Here is a 16295-nt window from a genome sequence, read left to right on the forward strand (position 1 = left end):
GTCTGAAATTTTGGTTTCAGACGGCCTTTTGAATTTGACCTATGCTTTAATTTATATTGTTGACGCTTGTTTTTTGGTATGATGTTTCTTTGATTTTATTTCAGCTTCGAGTTTGCTATGTCTGTCTATACCAGTGTTTCCGACGCTCAAATGCGCGATTTCTTGCTGCAATATAATTTGGGAGATTTTGTCTCTTTGCAGGGGATTGCTCAAGGAATTACTAACAGTAATTATTTTCTGACTACCTCAACCGGTCGTTATGTGTTGACTGTTTTTGAGGTTTTAAAATCAGAGGAACTGCCTTTCTTTTTAGAGCTAAACCAACACTTGAGCCAAAATGGCGTTGCCTGCGCCGCTCCGATTGCTCGTAAAGATGGTGGACTGCATTCTATGTTAGCCGGAAAACCTGCTTGCTTGGTAACTTGTTTGAATGGCTCCGATACCGGCTGGCCGACTGAGGCACAATGTTTCCACACTGGTGCGATGTTGGCCAAAATGCATTTAGCCGGCCAAGATTTTCCTTTAAAAATGAAAAATCCCCGTTATGATGGCTGGTGGCATGATGCCTGTACCCAGTTACTCACGGTTTTAGATAGCGAAGATGCCAAACTGCTTCAAGCTGAAATTGCTGCTTTAGATGAAAATCTTGGAGAACATTTGCCTTCCGGTATTATCCATGCCGATTTATTTAAAGACAACGTACTGCTTAATGGAGATGAAGTTTCCGGCTTTATCGATTTCTATTATGCGTGCAATGGTAATTTCATGTACGACTTGGCCATTGCAGTTAACGACTGGGCGCGGACAGCCGATAATAAATTAGACCCTGCTCTTTATGATGCTTTTATCCATGGCTATGAAAGCGTGCGTCCTTTATCTGATGAAGAACGCGCATATTTCCCTACTGCACAAAGAGCCGGATGTATCCGTTTCTGGGTATCCCGCCTACTGGATTTCCATTTTCCTCAATCAGGTGAAATGACATTTATTAAAGATCCGAATGCATTTAGGGATCTGTTATTGAGTCTTAAATAATATATAGATAAAAGGCCGTCTGAAATTCAGACGGCCTTTTATTTAATGTCCTCCCCCACTGGAGCCGTTAAATGGTGGTCTTGCCAACCAAATAATGGGGATCATGCTGATGAATATGATACTGCCTGCCAAGAAGATTTCATTTGAGCCAATAATAAAGCCTTGCTGGGAAATGGTACTATTTATCGCAGCCAGGGCTTGCTCTTTGCTCAGGCCATTGGCCATCATGCCTTGAATAGATTGGTTGCTGATTGAGGACAATGAATTAATATGTTCGGTCAGCTGAGTATGGTGCAGAGCTTCGCGTCGTTCCCACATGGTGCTGACAACGGATACTCCGACACCGCCCATAAACACACGCAAGAAGTTAGACAGGCTACTGGCTGAGGCAATTTGATTGCCTTTCATATGCGACAGCGTGATACTGGTCAAAGGCAGGAAGAACATGGCTACGCCTAAACCCTGCCAAAATTGCGGCCAAACGACGTTGCTCATATCCATACCGGCATAAAAATCGGTTCGCCAATGGAATGTGTAGGCAAACACCAAGAAGCTGGCACTGACAAACAGGCGCATATCGACGCGATTACCAAACTTACCGATAATCGGCGACAGAATAATCGGCAAAAAACCCACCGGCGCAGCAGCCAAACCGGCCCAAGTGGCGGTATAGCCGAGATTTGATTGCAACACCAAAGGCAGCAAGGTCAATGTACCCATATAGACCATGAAACCCAAGGATGTCGCAACAACGCCTATCGTAAAATTTCTATTTTTAAACAATGACAAATCAACAATCGGGTATTTCTCGCCCAGCTCCCAAACAATAAAATAGGTTAGAAACACCAAAGCGGTAACGCCCAAAACGATAATCTCTCCCGAGGCAAACCAATCCAACTCTTTACCCCTATCAAGCATCATTTGTAAGGCACCGATACCGACAATCATCAATACCAGCCCGACGTAATCAATCGGCGCCCTAATGATTTCGGTTTCCCTGTGTCTAAGCTGTTTCCAAGCAATGGAGGCGGATAAAACCCCGATTGGGATATTGATAAAGAAAATCCATCCCCAATGCCAGTTGTCCGAAATCCAACCGCCTAGAATCGGCCCCAACACAGGGGCAACGACGACAGTCATCGCCCATAAGGCCAATGCCAATGTTCGTTTTTCAGGCGGATAGGAAGCCATCAAAAGACTTTGGGACAAGGGAATCAAAGGCCCGGCGATAAAGCCTTGCAACACCCGGAAAAAAACCAAGGCTTGAAGATTATGCGCCATACCGCACAGCCATGACGTTACGACAAAACCAATCACGGCAGCAATAAAGATTTTAACCTCGCCAAACCGCTTGGCCAAAAAGCCGGTCAGTGGGACGGAAATGGCATTGGCTACGGCAAATGAGGTAATCACCCAAGTGCCCTGCGTGGTCGCAGCACCCAAATCCCCTGCGATAACGGGCACGGCGACGTTGGCGATGGTGCTGTCCAAGACTTCCATAAATACGGCCAAGCTGAGCGCCAACGTTGCCAACACCAGCTTAAACCCTTGTAACGGCGGATAATTCATATTTTTAAACTATAAGACAACCGCCAAAGCGGTCGATTGAAGAGAATCAATATTTCAGACGGCCTGAGCCTTCAATAAAAGACCCAGGCCGTCTGAAAAGATTATTTTGCGTATTGCTCGAAGATTTTATCGACTAAAGCATCGGCGGCTTTCCAATCCACACTTTCCGTTTCCGGCAGCGCAGTATTTCGTTCTGCTTCGGCAGTCATGGCTTTACCGCTACCCTTCTCGGCAACATCGACTTTAACAGTCATCGACAAACCGACACGGAGCGGATTTTTTTGCAATTCTTTGGCATCCAAACTGATGCGCACCGGCACACGTTGTACGACTTTAATCCAGTTGCCCGTTGCATTTTGCGCCGGCAACAATGAGAACGCACTGCCCGTACCTGCCGACAAACCCATGACCTTGCCATGGTAAACTACTTTACTGCCGTACAAATCGGCTGTCATTTCAACAGGCTGGCCGATTTTCATTTTACGCAGTTGCGATTCTTTAAAGTTGGCATCCACCCACAATTCAGACAGAGGCACAACGGCCATCATCGGCGTACCTTGCGCGATACGTTGGCCGACTTGGACATTACGTTTGGCAATTTGGCCGCTGATCGGCGAACGGATTTGCGTACGTTGCAAATTCAGCCAAGCGTCTTTGATGTGGCTGATGGCCGTCTGAACTGCCGGTTGTTGGCGCAGAGGAATATTGCTGCCCAACGCTGCCTGAGCGGAAACTTCTTCCGCCTCAACCGCTTTCAATGCAGCCTGAGCCTGAATCACAGCGGCACGGGCATGGCTGAGCTCTTCGCCGGAAACCGCTTCCGTACCCGCCAAAGATTCGCGGCGGCGCAAATCGGCTTGCGCACGGGCCAAATCGGCTTTGCGCAACAATACTTGCGCTTTGGCTTTTGAATTGACCGCAGTTTGCTGTTTGTTTTGACGGATGGCCTGAATCAATTCATTTTGCGCACGATCGTATGCCAGCTGAAAATCGCTGTCGTCCAAAGCCACCAAAACATCGCCTTTTTTCACGACGTCCGTATCGTCATACATGACTTTGCGCACCGTGCCGTTCACCTGCGGCGTAATCATCACCAAATGACCGGCCACATAAGCATCTTCCGTTTCTTCTTCATGCTGCCAAAACAGGAAATACGCCAAAGCGAATCCGGCCGCCGTAATAAGGAATAGAAGTGTAACGATAACCAAATTGCGTTTGCGATGCGTCTTAGCGCCGGAAGCGGCTACTTCTGTTTCTTTTTGGACATTATTTTTTTCTGATTGAGTATCCATAAGTCCCAACTTTAATTCTGTACCTGTGATAACGATATTATTGTCTTGCCCCAGGCTGCTGGCTCCACCCTCAACCCAATACGCGCGTTTAACGCGCTAAAGGGTCATATTCTATAGTTACACTCTATTCATTACAATAATTTCTTCCGGTAGCAAATGTAAATAAGGTAAGCAAAAGGCCGTCTAAAATTACTTTCAGACGGCCTACGTTTTAATAAAACGTTTATTTCTTATTTAATTTAAAACCCCCGCCCAACTGGGCATTAAGGTTACTCCAAGCTGTCAGATATTCTGCATGGTATTGAACTGCTGACATTTTCGTACGCACAGCTTCGTCTTGTTTTTGCAAGGCGGTCAAGCCGTTATCCAAACCTGCACGAACACGTCCTTTCGCATTTTGCACAGATTTATCCGCGATATTGACCATCTTGTTCCAAGTATCTTGTCGGCGTTTCAGGCTTTGATAGTCCGCGACGGCATCTGCCGCCGAACGCATGGCGTTCAAAACAGTTTGGTCGTACACGGCAACCTGCTCGTTATATTGGGCGCGTTTACCTGCCAATTTGGATTGCAGCGCACCGGAAGTAAACAATGGCAGATTTAAAGCCGGAACAATGCCCAACATACCGGATGTCCGTCCGCGAATCAGATTGAACGCATCAATATGCGTCATGCCTGCCAAAACTTTCAACTCAATATTCGGATAAAACTCTGCTTCGGTTGATTTGACGATATGCCATTTCTCTTCAAGCAAGGCTTTTTGTGCCGCGATATCGGGGCGGGCCGCCAGCAAGTCCGCTTCAATACGGTTAACCGGCAATGACGGCACAGCGGCCATTTTTTCCGGAACCTGTCCATTCAATGCGCCCGGCACACTGCCGGTCAATACTGCCAGACTATTGCGTATTTTCTCGTTTTTCTGAGTCCATGCCGATTTTTCAAGCTGCAATTGTTGTTGCGCCATTTCAAGCGCGTGCAAGGCATCGGCTGGAGCCAGCTGCGCTTTAACGCGTTGTTGCATCAGTTTCAATGCTTTATCCGCCAACTCTATGCGCGTATCCAGCAGCGCCAGTTGTTCTGTCGCCATCTGCCACGCAAAATATTGTGCGGCTACGGCATGAGCCAGCTCGGTGCGGATGTGCTGCGCCTCATAAACCGCAGCCCGGCTTTTTCCCAAAACGGCTTGAATCTGCTCTCGGTTTTTACCCCAAAAGTCAAAAACCAAGCTGCCTTGCAAGGCTGCGTTCGCCAAAACCAATGTGTGGTCGGTATCGACCATACCGGCTTGAGGTTTGGGTGAAACATAAGCACCCAAACCTGTAACACCAAAGCCGACTTGCGGTTTGTTTGCGGCTCCTACAACGCCCAGCTGCGCCTGAGCCTGCTCAAACCTTGCTTTGACGACACGCAGATTGGTAGATGTCTGAATGGCGGAAGCAATCAAATTGTTTAATTTTTGATCTTTCAGCTTCATCCACCAGCCGTCTTGGGCAGCAGCGGCAGATTGGCCTTGCGGCAGCGGATAGGCTGTTGTCTCATCCAAAGGCGACTGTTTACCGAAGGGCGCACATGCCGCCAACAGCGAAACTGCGGCAACGCATACGCTTGATTTGACCAAACCTAATTTCATACAGACTCCGTTTATGTGTGCCTGCCGCAGACCATCAGGCCGTCTGTTGTCAATTGCCCAAACGATTCAACAGTTTACCCAACAGGTGTTGCAGCGTATCATAATCCTCTTTCGTGAAATCTTCCCACGCTTGGCCACTCTGACGGGCAATTTGCGGCCATACTTCGTGGATGAAGGTCTCACCCGAAGGTGTCAATTTTAGCACAATCTGACGGCGGTCTTTTTGATTGATATAACGCTCTACCCAGCCGCGCTCGACCATATCGTCCGACAGGCGTGTGGCACTGGTGCGCGTCAAGTCCATCAGGTCGCTCAAGCGCGAAGGCAGGATTTCGCTGTTTGGGCTGACGTAAACCGCCATCAGGGAAAACCACAGGTTTTCATTGATGCCGAACGCTTTCAGGTTTTCATTCAAATGGCTGCTCAAACGTTCGGTTACAATGCGCAACATACGGGATACTTGGTTTTGCTGCTCGGGAAATTGAGGCAGACGGGTAGAAAGCAAACGCATTGCGTTGACTAATTCGGTTTGTGAAAAACTCATAAATTCCTTCTTTCTGAGTGAATTATTTTATTCGATATCAATCAAAATAAAATATGATGTAATAATTTACTTTAAGATACCAATTACTTACTTTAAGACGTTATACTAATTCAGATGATTATTTTAGTGTATGAAAATCTGATAATCGGTTACATGATCCTACTAAACGGAGTTTTCTATGCCTAAATCATGAAAAATCGACCCTAAAAAAGGCCATCTGAAACCTTGATGACAACTTTCAGACGGCCTCCATAACGGATTAAAATAAGTTTTTCCACTTAAACCGGATTCAAACCATGAACACTTCCGCCTTTTTTCCCCACATTACCCTTATCGGCGTCGGTTTAATCGGCGGTTCGTTCATGCTCGACCTCAAACGCTTGGGGCTGGTGCAAAGCGTTACCGGCATCGACACCAATGCCGACAACCTCAATTACGCGCTCGACTGCGGCATCATCGACCATGCCTACCCGAATATTTGCGCCGAAAGCATCGGCAATGCCGATTTGGTTGTGATTGCCACGCCGGTCTCCATCCTGCCCGACGTATGCCGCGACATCAAGCCTTTCTTAAAAGAAACGGCCTGCGTTTCCGATGTCGGCAGCACCAAACAATCGGCACTCGATGCCTTCCGCACTCACTTGTCCGAGCGCCTGCCGCAATGTTTTGCCGCCCACCCGATTGCCGGTTCGGATCAAAGCGGCGCAAAATCCGCGCGTTGCGGTTTGTTTCAAAACAGCCGCCTGATCATTACCTTGCACAGCCAAGAGGCTTCAGACGGCCTAAGACGGTTGAAAAGCCTGTGGCAGGCGGTTGGTTCGCAGATTTTCACCATGAGTGCCGAAGAACACGACAATATTTTTGCCGCCGTTTCCCACTTGCCGCACTTGACCGCCTTTGCCTATGTCCACGCTTTGTTCGACCATCCGCACGGCAAAGACTATCTCCCCTATGCCGCCACCGGCTTTCGCGACTTTACCCGCATTGCCTCCAGCCACCCTGCCGTCTGGACAGACATCTGCCTGGCCAACCGCCCTGCCCTGCTCAAACTGACCGGCGACTTGAAAGAACAATTATCCAAATTGGAACAGCTCCTTTCAGACGGCAACAAAACCGAGCTTTACCGCTATTTTGAAGAAGCCGCACAAATGCGTAATGACTGGCTGAAAAACCGTTAAACCTGTTTTCAGACGGCCTAATGCCTTATCGGCCAAACCTTCATCACAATAAAAAGGGCATCTGTTTAGATGCCCTTTTTGGTTTCTTACGGATTGTCTTTCAAACGGAACTCAGCCGCCCTGGCGTGCGCAGTCAAACTTTCGCCATGCGCCAACACGCTGGCGGTTTTGCCCAACTTCTGCGCACCTTGTTCTGAAACCTGAATCAGACTGGAGCGTTTTTGGAAATCATATGTTCCCAAAGGAGAAGAGAAACGCGCCGTGCGGCTGGTCGGCAAAACGTGGTTGGGGCCAGCGCAATAGTCGCCCAGGCTTTCACTGGTATAACGTCCCATGAAAATCGCGCCGGCATGGCGGATTTTTTTCGCCCACTCTTGCGGATTCTCAACCGACAATTCCAAGTGTTCGGGAGAAATATAGTTGGCGATTTCGCAGGCTTCGTCCAAGTCTTTAGCCAAAATCATTGCGCCGCGGTTGCCCAATGAAGCTTCAATAATCGCACGGCGCGGCATGGTTTCAATCAGGCGGTTCATGGCCGTCTGAACTTCGTCCAAATACGCTTGGGAAGTACCGATCAAAATCGCTTGTGCAATTTCATCGTGTTCCGCCTGACTGAACAAATCCATGGCCACCCAATCGGCAGGCGTCGTACCATCGGCAATCACCAAAATTTCAGACGGCCCTGCCACCATGTCGATACCGACCACGCCGAACACGCGTCGCTTGGCCGCAGCGACAAAAGCATTGCCCGGGCCTGTAATCTTATCGACTTGAGGCACGGATTCCGTACCATAAGCCAAAGCTGCAACCGCCTGCGCGCCGCCGACCGTAAACACTTTGGTTACACCGGCCACAAAAGCAGCCGCCAACACAATATCGTTGCGCTCGCCTTTCGGAGTGGGAACGACCATGATGATTTCTTTCACGCCGGCAACATGGGCAGGCATGGCATTCATGATGACGGAACTCGGATACGCCGCTTTACCGCCCGGAACATAAATACCGACACGGTCAAGCGGCGTAATCTGTTGGCCCAAAAGCGTGCCGTCTTCGTCTTCGTACGTCCACGACTCCATTTTTTGGTGTTTATGGTAGCTTTCCACCCGTCTCGCGGCCGTTTTCAAGGCCGTCTGAATGTTTTCGGGCAAACGCTCAAACGCAGACTGCAAATCGTCTTGCGTCAGGATTAAATCGTCGATGGTTTGAGCGGATGTACCGTCAAAGCGGTTGGTATATTCAATCAGCGCCGCATCGCCGCGTTTTTGAACATCGGCGCAGATGTCGGCAACAATACGGTCGATTTCAGGGTTTTGCGCGGTTTCAAAAGCAAGTAACGCTTTGAGTTCGGCTTGAAAATCAGGGGATTGGGTGTCGAGTTTCTTCATGGTTTGCTCTCTTCTTTGTTTTATTCCTATTGTCTTCAGACGGCCTCAGCCACATACAGGCCGTCTGAACATTATCTTTTCAAAAAACCTTTTTTCTGCAAAAACGCCAACATATGCGGCCGTACGGGATTGCCCAAGGTTTTGGCCAGCGATTCTTTCCAAGGTATCGGACTACCCTTGCGTAACTCATAATAATCCGCTACTGCCTGATTATAGGCTTCAACCGCCTCGGCATTCAGGCTCGGACAAGCGTTTTCGGCATAGACCATTTCCTTAGGCAGGCGCGGTTTAAGCGGCGGGTCTTGGTCGGGATAACCGAGACACAATCCCACCAAAGGCACGCAATAATCCGGCAGGTTCAATACATCCGACACTTTTTGCGCATTATTGCGCAATGCGCCGATATACACGCCGCCCAGCCCAAGCGATTCGGCGGCAAGCAATACGTTTTGCGCCATAATGCCTGCATCGACCGCGCCAATCAGGGTAACTTCCGCCCAATCAATTTGTGCATCGGGAAACATTGCCTTGTGTTTGAAAAAATCGATGCAAAACAATAAAAATTCCGCACAATGGACAATATAAGGTGCGCTTCCAGCCGCTTCATGTATTCCCTGCCTCAGCGCAAGGTCGGATACGCGGATGATGGAAACGCATTGCAGGTTGTTGGAAGTCGAAGCCTGCTGCCCCGCACGCACCAGCGTATCGAGGATTTCATCGGTAATCGGTTCGGAAGTAAACCTGCGGATGGAGCGATGGGAAAGAATCGTATCAAGTGTCGGTTTGCTTTGCATCATGACGGGGCTTTCAAACTGGGTTGACAGACAGTTTTGCAATGTCTGTCCAAAATTTTCAGACGGCCTTAGCGGCATTTTCAAATGCCTGAATAATCGGATTCAACAGCTCATATTTGGTTTTCAAGGCAGCTTTGTTGACCACCAAGCGGCTGGAAATATCAGCCACATGTTCTACAGCTTCCAAACCATTGGCCTTTAACGTATTGCCACTGGAAACCAAATCAACAATCGCGTCGCTCAAACCGACCAAAGGCGCAAGCTCCATCGAGCCGTACAGTTTGATGATGTCCACATGCACACCTTTGCCGGCAAAATGTTCGGCGGCGATGTCGGGATATTTGGTGGCAATCCGCAAGCGGCTGCCGGGTTGGGACGCAGCGGCGTAATCAAAACCTTTTTTAACCGCCACCATCATGCGGCATGAGGCGATGTGTAAATCCAAAGGTTGATACAGGCCATCTCCGCCATGCTCGATCAGCACGTCCTTACCGGCAATACCGAAATCTGCCGCACCATATTGCACATAAGTTGGCACATCGGTCGCGCGCACAATCACCAAACGGATATTGTCATGATTCGTGCCAATAATCAGCTTGCGCGATTTTTCCGGCTCTTCCGCAGGCACAATACCGGCGGCGGCCAACAGCGGCAGGGTTTCCTCAAAAATTCGTCCCTTGGATAAAGCAACCGTTAAAAGTGTGTCGGTCATTTTGTTCTTCTCCTTTGCCGTATCAAAAACAAGAAGGCCGTCTGAAATCTACAACCCATTTCAGACGGCCTCAACTACGTTTTTACAATAAAGTTTTCACATCAGCCGCAATCGTTTCCGGCTCGCTGCCATAAGGCGAGAAAATCGCCACTTCGCCGTTTTTATCAATCAAATATGCACCTGAAGAGTGGTCGACCAAATAGTTTTCACTGTCTTCTTTTTGGTTTACTTTAGCCGATACCACACGGTATTGCTGTTTGATGACAGGCAGGCTTTGATCGCCGGTAGCCGTCAGGCCGATAAAATCAGGGTTGAACTGTTTGGCGTATTTGCCGATTACTTCAGGTGTATCGCGCTCAGGGTCGATGCTGACAAATACTACTTTCACGTCTTTAGCCTGATCGCCCAATTGTTTCAACGTGTCGCTGAAAGTCAGCAACTCGGTTGGGCATACGTCAGGACAGTGGGTATAACCGAAAGACAGGATAACCACTTTGCCTTTCAAGTCGCTCAGGCTGAAAGGTTTGCCGTCGCCATCGGTCAATGTAAAATCACCGCCAATATCTTCTTTGCGCATATCGGTACCGCGCGCTTGCACTTTGGGCGCAGACTCACCGGAAGCAGCAGGCGCAGCAGAAGCGGCAGGTGTCGAAGAAGCCTCTTTGGTCTCTTCTTTAGGCTGACAAGCAGCCAGAGCAGCCAACGCAAAAGCACTGAGTAGGAAAGTTCGTGTAACGGAAAGCATAAATTTTCTCCAAAACCGTTTCAAATTAAGTGAAGCCAAACAACCGCCCGGCCGATATAAAAACAAAACATCTTCATATTAACGCGTTTGACACATTAAATATAGCCCTTTTTACAGATAAATACTGCTTTTTTTGTTTTAAAAATCTGCCTTCCATTTAGATAGCCATCAAACGTAAAAAGTTTAATTCATTAAAAATCAAACAAATATAAAAATAATCCAATTTTTTTTCAATTACTGCTTTACAAAATTCGAGAACTCGCTATAATGACGACTTCTTCGCTAGCCCAGGTGGCGAAATTGGTAGACGCAGGGGACTCAAAATCCCCCGCCGCAAGGTGTGTCGGTTCGAGTCCGACCCTGGGCACCAAATTTAAAAAACCTCTTGATTCAGTCAAGAGGTTTTTTGCCATTCGTCATTTGCAAAAACCTTCTCCTTACTCAAACTGTCAACAATCCATCCACACCAAGATCAATAAAACTGTTTTTTTATTTCTTTAAAATCAACCTTCAATCTATTTTCCCGTTTCAAATGTTAAAAGATGAAAGATTTTATCTTGATTGAACAGTCGGTTTGCGTTATCTTTTCTACTCTTTTTCACAAACTCTGTGTTCCTTTCCAATTGTTTGGACAGTCTGACTGTCGCCGTATTCCCTCAATGCGCGTACCCTAAATCGCTGCTTGGCGGAATTGCATTACAGGTGCTGTGGTGAGGCGGATTGTTCCTATTGGTTAGAAACCGCATAAAAGAGGTCAATATGCAATTATCAGGCGCACAAATCGTCGTGCAAAGTCTCAAAGCCGAAGGTGTTGAATACGTATTCGGCTATCCCGGTGGTGCGGTTATCGAAATCTACGATGCCATTTTCCAACTCAACAAATTCAAGCACATTCTGACCCGCCATGAGCAGGCGGCCGTACATGCGGCAGATGCCTATGCCCGCGTCAGCGGCAAAGTCGGTGTGGCCTTGGTAACTTCCGGCCCGGGCGTAACCAACGCATTGACTGGTATTGCCACTGCGTACAGCGATTCTATCCCCCTAGTCGTCATCAGCGGCCAAGTGGGCAATTCCCTCATCGGTACAGATGCGTTCCAAGAAGTGGATACGGTCGGCATTACCCGCCCTTGTGTTAAACACAACTTCCTGGTTACCAATATTGGCGAGCTGGCTGATACGATTAAAAAAGCCTTCCAAATTGCCGCCAGCGGCCGTCCGGGCCCCGTTGTCGTCGATATTCCCAAAGATGTTACTCAAGCGATGGCCAAATTCAGCTATCCGCAAGAAGACATCTTCATCCGCTCCTACCAACCGGTTGTACAAGGCCACATCGGCCAAATCAAAAAAGCCGTACAAATGCTGGCTTCTGCCAAACGCCCCATCGTTTACTTCGGCGGCGGCGTGGTATTGGGCAATGCCTCCGATGAACTGACCCAATTTGTCCGCATGACCGGCGTACCCTGTACCGGCACATTAATGGGTTTGGGTGCATACCCTTCTAGCGACCGCCAATTCTTGGGCATGTTGGGTATGCACGGCACTTACGAGGCCAATTTGGCGATGCAAAATGCAGACGTCGTTTTGGCAATCGGCGCTCGCTTTGACGACCGCGTGGTTTCCGTACCGTCAAAATTCTTGGACAAACCCAAAAAAATCATCCATATCGACATCGACCCGTCCAGCATTGCCAAACGCGTTAAAGTGGACATCCCGATTGTCGGTGATGTCAAAAACGTATTGACTGAAATGACTCATCTGTGGGGCAAACAAGAAACCGCGCCCTCAGCCGACTCATTGGACAAATGGTGGAAAACCATCGAAGAATGGCGTTCGCACAACTGCCTGTGGTTTGAAAACGACAGTGAAATCATCAAACCGCAATACGTTGTTCAAAAACTGGCAGAAATTACCAAAAACTCAGCCATTATTACTTCCGACGTTGGCCAACACCAAATGTTTGCCGCTCAATATTATCCATTCGAGCGTCCCCGCCAATGGCTCAATTCCGGCGGTCTGGGTACGATGGGTGTAGGCCTGCCTTACGCCCTCGGTGCCAAACTGGCGGCTCCTGAGCAAGACGTCTTCTGTATCACAGGCGAAGGCTCTATTCAAATGAATATCCAAGAGCTGTCCACCTGCTTCCAATATAATGTCCCCATCAATGTCGTTACATTAAACAATGGCTATCTGGGTATGGTTCGCCAATGGCAAGAGCTGTATTATGGCAACCGCGAATCGGAAACCTATTTCGATTCATTGCCCGACTTTGTCAAACTGGCCGAATCCTACGGCCATATCGGTATCCGTGTGGACAAAAAATCCGACGTCGAAGGCGCCCTGTTGGAAGCATTAAACCAAAAAGACCGTTTGGTATTCCTCGACTTTTTGACAGACAAGAAACAAAACGTACTGCCTATGGTCGGCAACGGCAAAGGTTTGGATGAAATGGTTCTGCCGCCGCATATGCGCGATATTGCAAAAGCGTAAGGAGAAAGAAATGCGACATATCTTATCTATTCTGATGGAAAACGAATCAGGTGCGATGAGCCGTGTGGTAGGTTTGTTCTCCGCACGCGATTACAACATCGACTCCCTGGCCGTAGCCCCAACCGAAGACAAAACCTTGTCCCGCATGACCATTGTTACCCACGGCGATGAGCACGTCATCGAGCAAATCACCAAACAACTCAACAAACTGATTGAAGTTGTCAAAGTGGTTGACTTGAACGAAAGCCGTTTTGTCGAACGCGAACTGATGTTGGTAAAAGTCCGCGCCGTCGGCAAAGACCGCGACGAATTCCTACGATTGACCGAAATCTACCGCGGCAGCGTTATTGACGTAACAGACCGCAGCTATACCATCGAAATCACAGGTTCTACCGAAAAACTCGACTCTTTCCTCGAAACAGTCGGTCGTGCTCAAATTTTGGAAACCGTACGTACAGGTGCAGCCGGCATCGGCCGCGGCGAGCGTATTTTGAAAATTTAACGCTGTATCGTTCAGACGGCCTGTTACTTTCAACCAAGGCCGTCTGAAAAACAGCAGGAGACAAACATGTCAAGCATCCAAATCGTTGCATTAGTTACCGTCAAACCCGAATACACCGAGGTTCTGGCTGCCCAATTTAAAGAATTGGTCAAAGCCAGCCGTGCAGAAGAAGGCAACATCAGCTACGACCTGCACCAAGAAATCGGCAAACCCAACCGTTTCGTATTCGTAGAAAATTGGAAATCCCAAGCAGCTATTGACGAACACAATGCCAGCGAACATTTCCAAAACTTCGTCAAATCCATCGAAGGAAAAACCGAAGCATTGGAAATCGTCTTGATGAACCAAGTCCCTGTTTAACCCCCTATTACTTTTAACTCAACCCGGATTGTCCGGAACCCTCTTACACTAAGGAAATAAAATGCAAGTTTATTACGATAAAGACGCTGACCTTTCTCTGATCAAAGGCAAAACCGTTGCCATCATCGGTTACGGTTCACAAGGTCACGCACACGCAGCAAACCTGAAAGACTCCGGCGTAAATGTCGTCATCGGTCTGCGCCAAGGCGGCTCTTGGAAAAAAGCCGAAGCAGCTGGCCACGACGTGCGCACCGTTGCCGAAGCAACCAAAGCAGCCGACGTTGTGATGATTCTGTTGCCTGACGAAAACCAACCTATCGTATACAAAAACGAAATCGAGCCTAACCTGAAAGAAGGCGCAGTATTGGCATTCGCTCACGGCTTCAACGTACACTACAACCAAATCGTACCCCGCGCCGACCTCGACGTTATCATGGTTGCCCCTAAAGGCCCAGGCCACACCGTACGCAGCGAATTCCTTAAAGGCGGCGGCGTACCTTCCCTGATCGCAGTTTACCAAGATAAAAGCGGCAAAGCACGCGACATCGCCCTGTCTTACGCCGCAGCCAACGGCGGTACCAAAGGCGGCGTGATTGAAACCAACTTCCGCGAAGAAACCGAAACCGACCTCTTCGGCGAACAAGCCGTATTGTGCGGCGGCGTGGTTGAATTGATCAAAACCAGCTTCGAAACCCTGACCGAAGCAGGCTATGCCCCAGAAATGGCCTACTTCGAATGCCTGCACGAAATGAAGCTCATCGTTGACCTGATTTACGAAGGCGGCATCGCCAACATGAACTACTCCATTTCCAACAATGCAGAGTACGGCGAATACGTAACCGGCGTCGAAGTCATCAACGACAAATCCCGCGAAGCCATGCGCAATGCCCTCAAACGCATCCAAACCGGTGAATACGCTAAAATGTTCATCCAAGAAGGTGCCGTCAACTACGCCAGCATGACAGCCCGTCGCCGTCTGACCGCTGATCACCAAATTGAAAAAGTCGGCGCTCAACTGCGTTCTATGATGCCTTGGATTGCTAAAAACAAACTGGTTGACCAAGACAAAAACTAATCTGTCTTTCAATCAAATAAAACCTGCCCGAGCAATCAGGCAGGTTTTTTATATATTTGCAAACCCAATACACGATAAGGCCGTCTGAAAACGCGATAAACAATATTCACAACCCAATTCTATATACCCCATATTTTATAGCCATCCCAAAATTCCCTTTTAGAAAAACACATTACAAAATAAAAGGCAGTCTCCCACTTCCACCCTGTCTGTAAAAAACAACGTTTCCCCGCAAAAATCACTCAAAACAAGAGGAAAATTTGTTTTCCTAGGCCATAACCTTTATATTATGGTCATGGAATCGTTGAAAGAGAACGATATCGTAATAAGAAGAACGAATGCTCGCTTCTTCACACTTAAAAAAGGAAAACAGCAATGAAAAAATCACTGATTGCCCTGACTCTGGTGGCTCTGCCTGTTGCAGCTATGGCTGACGTAACTCTGTACGGTCAAATTAAAGCTGGCGTTGAAGTATCCAAAGTAAAATTGGGTGAACAAACTGCTGCTAAACTGGGTCACGAGAAAAGCTCTAAAACTGCTACTGAAATCGCTGACTTCGGCTCACGTATCGGCTTCAAAGGCCACGAACACTTGGGTAACAACCTGAATGCCATCTGGCAAGTTGAACAAAACACTTCTATCGCCGGTGGCGACAAAGAGTGGGCTTCTCGCGAATCCTTCATCGGTTTGGAAGGTGGCTTCGGTAAAATTCGTGCCGGTAAATTAAACTCTACTGTTAAAGACTCTAGCGACAATGTTGACCAATGGGAAAGCAACAACGGCGCTTTGAATATGTCTGTATTTACCCGTATTGACGAACGTGCAGTATCTGTACGCTACGACAGCCCTGTATTCTCAGGCTTCAGCGCAAGCGTACAATACACTCCACGCGACAACGCTAACCCTTCTGACAAATACACTCACAACGACGCTACCCGTGACACTTACTACGCTGGCCTGAACTACGAAAACTCTGGCTTCTTCGGT

15 protein-coding genes and 1 tRNA gene are annotated in these 16295 nt (G+C 48.3%); 8 read left to right on the forward strand and 8 right to left on the reverse strand.

All coding sequences use genetic code 11. The features are described 5' to 3' along the window. The first annotated feature begins 117 nt into the window (after positions 1 to 117). Positions 118 to 1035 carry a homoserine kinase gene (gene thrB / locus HMPREF2551_RS09465; RefSeq protein WP_070838707.1) on the forward strand — a complete coding sequence of 306 codons (918 nt, stop codon included), beginning with the start codon at positions 118 to 120 and terminating at the stop codon, positions 1033 to 1035. A gap of 42 nt (positions 1036 to 1077) precedes the next feature. Here thrB and HMPREF2551_RS09470 read toward each other — a convergent pair whose 3' ends face one another. The 4 genes from HMPREF2551_RS09470 to HMPREF2551_RS09485 form a co-directional block, all read right to left on the reverse strand. Beyond that, entirely contained in the window at positions 1078 to 2604 is a 1527-nt protein-coding gene (locus HMPREF2551_RS09470; protein ID WP_070838709.1) for a DHA2 family efflux MFS transporter permease subunit, read from the reverse strand. Positions 2605 to 2705: 101 nt separating this feature from the next. Beyond that, positions 2706 to 3896: an HlyD/EmrA/EmrK family protein gene (locus HMPREF2551_RS09475; RefSeq protein WP_070838711.1), complete on the reverse strand. Its 1191-nt coding sequence runs from the start codon at positions 3894 to 3896 to the stop codon at positions 2706 to 2708. Between the two features lie 223 nt (positions 3897 to 4119). After that, positions 4120 to 5526 carry an efflux transporter outer membrane subunit gene (locus HMPREF2551_RS09480; RefSeq protein ID WP_070838713.1) on the reverse strand — a complete coding sequence of 469 codons (1407 nt, stop codon included), beginning with the start codon at positions 5524 to 5526 and terminating at the stop codon, positions 4120 to 4122. A 49-nt stretch (positions 5527 to 5575) separates the two neighbouring features. Beyond that, positions 5576 to 6070: a MarR family transcriptional regulator gene (locus tag HMPREF2551_RS09485; RefSeq protein ID WP_004521040.1), complete on the reverse strand. Its 495-nt coding sequence runs from the start codon at positions 6068 to 6070 to the stop codon at positions 5576 to 5578. A gap of 296 nt (positions 6071 to 6366) precedes the next feature. Here HMPREF2551_RS09485 and HMPREF2551_RS09490 point away from each other — a divergent pair, with 296 nt between their 5' ends. Beyond that, the gene (locus HMPREF2551_RS09490; protein WP_070838715.1) at positions 6367 to 7248 is read left to right on the forward strand and encodes a prephenate dehydrogenase; all 882 of its coding nucleotides are present in this window, start codon (positions 6367 to 6369) and stop codon (positions 7246 to 7248) included. Between the two features lie 86 nt (positions 7249 to 7334). Here the strand turns inward: HMPREF2551_RS09490 and hisD are convergent, their stop codons facing one another. From hisD to HMPREF2551_RS09510, 4 genes are all read right to left on the reverse strand, one after another. Next, positions 7335 to 8633: a histidinol dehydrogenase gene (gene hisD / locus HMPREF2551_RS09495; protein WP_070838717.1), complete on the reverse strand. Its 1299-nt coding sequence runs from the start codon at positions 8631 to 8633 to the stop codon at positions 7335 to 7337. A 71-nt stretch (positions 8634 to 8704) separates the two neighbouring features. Beyond that, a complete protein-coding gene (gene nfsA / locus HMPREF2551_RS09500; protein WP_070838719.1) occupies positions 8705 to 9430 on the reverse strand; it encodes an oxygen-insensitive NADPH nitroreductase in 726 nt (241 codons plus the stop codon). A 55-nt stretch (positions 9431 to 9485) separates the two neighbouring features. Beyond that, positions 9486 to 10139 (reverse strand): ATP phosphoribosyltransferase, encoded by a 654-nt coding sequence (gene hisG / locus HMPREF2551_RS09505; protein ID WP_070838721.1) that lies wholly within the window; start codon positions 10137 to 10139, stop codon positions 9486 to 9488. 82 nt (positions 10140 to 10221) lie between these two features. Next, positions 10222 to 10884: an SCO family protein gene (locus HMPREF2551_RS09510; RefSeq protein WP_070814281.1), complete on the reverse strand. Its 663-nt coding sequence runs from the start codon at positions 10882 to 10884 to the stop codon at positions 10222 to 10224. A 285-nt stretch (positions 10885 to 11169) separates the two neighbouring features. Between HMPREF2551_RS09510 and HMPREF2551_RS09515 the strand changes: the two genes are divergently transcribed. The 6 genes from HMPREF2551_RS09515 to HMPREF2551_RS09540 all read left to right on the forward strand — a co-directional run. After that, a tRNA-Leu gene (locus tag HMPREF2551_RS09515) sits at positions 11170 to 11254 on the forward strand. A 389-nt stretch (positions 11255 to 11643) separates the two neighbouring features. Then, entirely contained in the window at positions 11644 to 13371 is a 1728-nt protein-coding gene (gene ilvB, locus HMPREF2551_RS09520; RefSeq protein ID WP_070838723.1) for a biosynthetic-type acetolactate synthase large subunit, read from the forward strand. A gap of 10 nt (positions 13372 to 13381) precedes the next feature. Next, on the forward strand, positions 13382 to 13873 hold the full coding sequence (gene ilvN / locus HMPREF2551_RS09525; protein WP_003748480.1) for an acetolactate synthase small subunit: 492 nt from the start codon (positions 13382 to 13384) through the stop codon (positions 13871 to 13873). Positions 13874 to 13939: 66 nt separating this feature from the next. Next, positions 13940 to 14233, forward strand: coding sequence for a putative quinol monooxygenase (locus HMPREF2551_RS09530; protein ID WP_070838725.1), 294 nt, complete (start codon positions 13940 to 13942; stop codon positions 14231 to 14233). A gap of 61 nt (positions 14234 to 14294) precedes the next feature. Beyond that, positions 14295 to 15308: a ketol-acid reductoisomerase gene (gene ilvC / locus HMPREF2551_RS09535; protein ID WP_070838727.1), complete on the forward strand. Its 1014-nt coding sequence runs from the start codon at positions 14295 to 14297 to the stop codon at positions 15306 to 15308. Between the two features lie 375 nt (positions 15309 to 15683). Then, positions 15684 to 16295, forward strand: a 612-nt coding sequence (locus HMPREF2551_RS09540; RefSeq protein ID WP_143128531.1) for a porin, incomplete at its 3' end; no start/stop codon positions are given.

It is taken from the genome of Neisseria sp. HMSC066H01 (genome assembly GCF_001837375.1).
In the GTDB taxonomy this organism is placed as follows: Bacteria; Pseudomonadota; Gammaproteobacteria; order Burkholderiales; family Neisseriaceae; genus Neisseria.

Bases quoted from the DNA above. Each gene is read 5' to 3' on its own strand.
- ilvC (WP_070838727.1), top strand. From the start codon at position 14,295: ATGCAAGTTTATTACGATAAAGACGCTGACCTTTCTCTGATCAAAGGC.
- HMPREF2551_RS09480 (WP_070838713.1), bottom strand. From the start codon at position 5,526: ATGAAATTAGGTTTGGTCAAATCAAGCGTATGCGTTGCCGCAGTTTCG.
- ilvB (WP_070838723.1), top strand. From the start codon at position 11,644: ATGCAATTATCAGGCGCACAAATCGTCGTGCAAAGTCTCAAAGCCGAA.
- thrB (WP_070838707.1), top strand. From the start codon at position 118: ATGTCTGTCTATACCAGTGTTTCCGACGCTCAAATGCGCGATTTCTTG.
- hisG (WP_070838721.1), bottom strand. From the start codon at position 10,139: ATGACCGACACACTTTTAACGGTTGCTTTATCCAAGGGACGAATTTTT.
- ilvN (WP_003748480.1), top strand. From the start codon at position 13,382: ATGCGACATATCTTATCTATTCTGATGGAAAACGAATCAGGTGCGATG.
- nfsA (WP_070838719.1), bottom strand. From the start codon at position 9,430: ATGATGCAAAGCAAACCGACACTTGATACGATTCTTTCCCATCGCTCC.
- HMPREF2551_RS09510 (WP_070814281.1), bottom strand. From the start codon at position 10,884: ATGCTTTCCGTTACACGAACTTTCCTACTCAGTGCTTTTGCGTTGGCT.
- hisD (WP_070838717.1), bottom strand. From the start codon at position 8,633: ATGAAGAAACTCGACACCCAATCCCCTGATTTTCAAGCCGAACTCAAA.
- HMPREF2551_RS09475 (WP_070838711.1), bottom strand. From the start codon at position 3,896: ATGGATACTCAATCAGAAAAAAATAATGTCCAAAAAGAAACAGAAGTA.
- HMPREF2551_RS09470 (WP_070838709.1), bottom strand. From the start codon at position 2,604: ATGAATTATCCGCCGTTACAAGGGTTTAAGCTGGTGTTGGCAACGTTG.
- HMPREF2551_RS09490 (WP_070838715.1), top strand. From the start codon at position 6,367: ATGAACACTTCCGCCTTTTTTCCCCACATTACCCTTATCGGCGTCGGT.
- HMPREF2551_RS09485 (WP_004521040.1), bottom strand. From the start codon at position 6,070: ATGAGTTTTTCACAAACCGAATTAGTCAACGCAATGCGTTTGCTTTCT.
- HMPREF2551_RS09530 (WP_070838725.1), top strand. From the start codon at position 13,940: ATGTCAAGCATCCAAATCGTTGCATTAGTTACCGTCAAACCCGAATAC.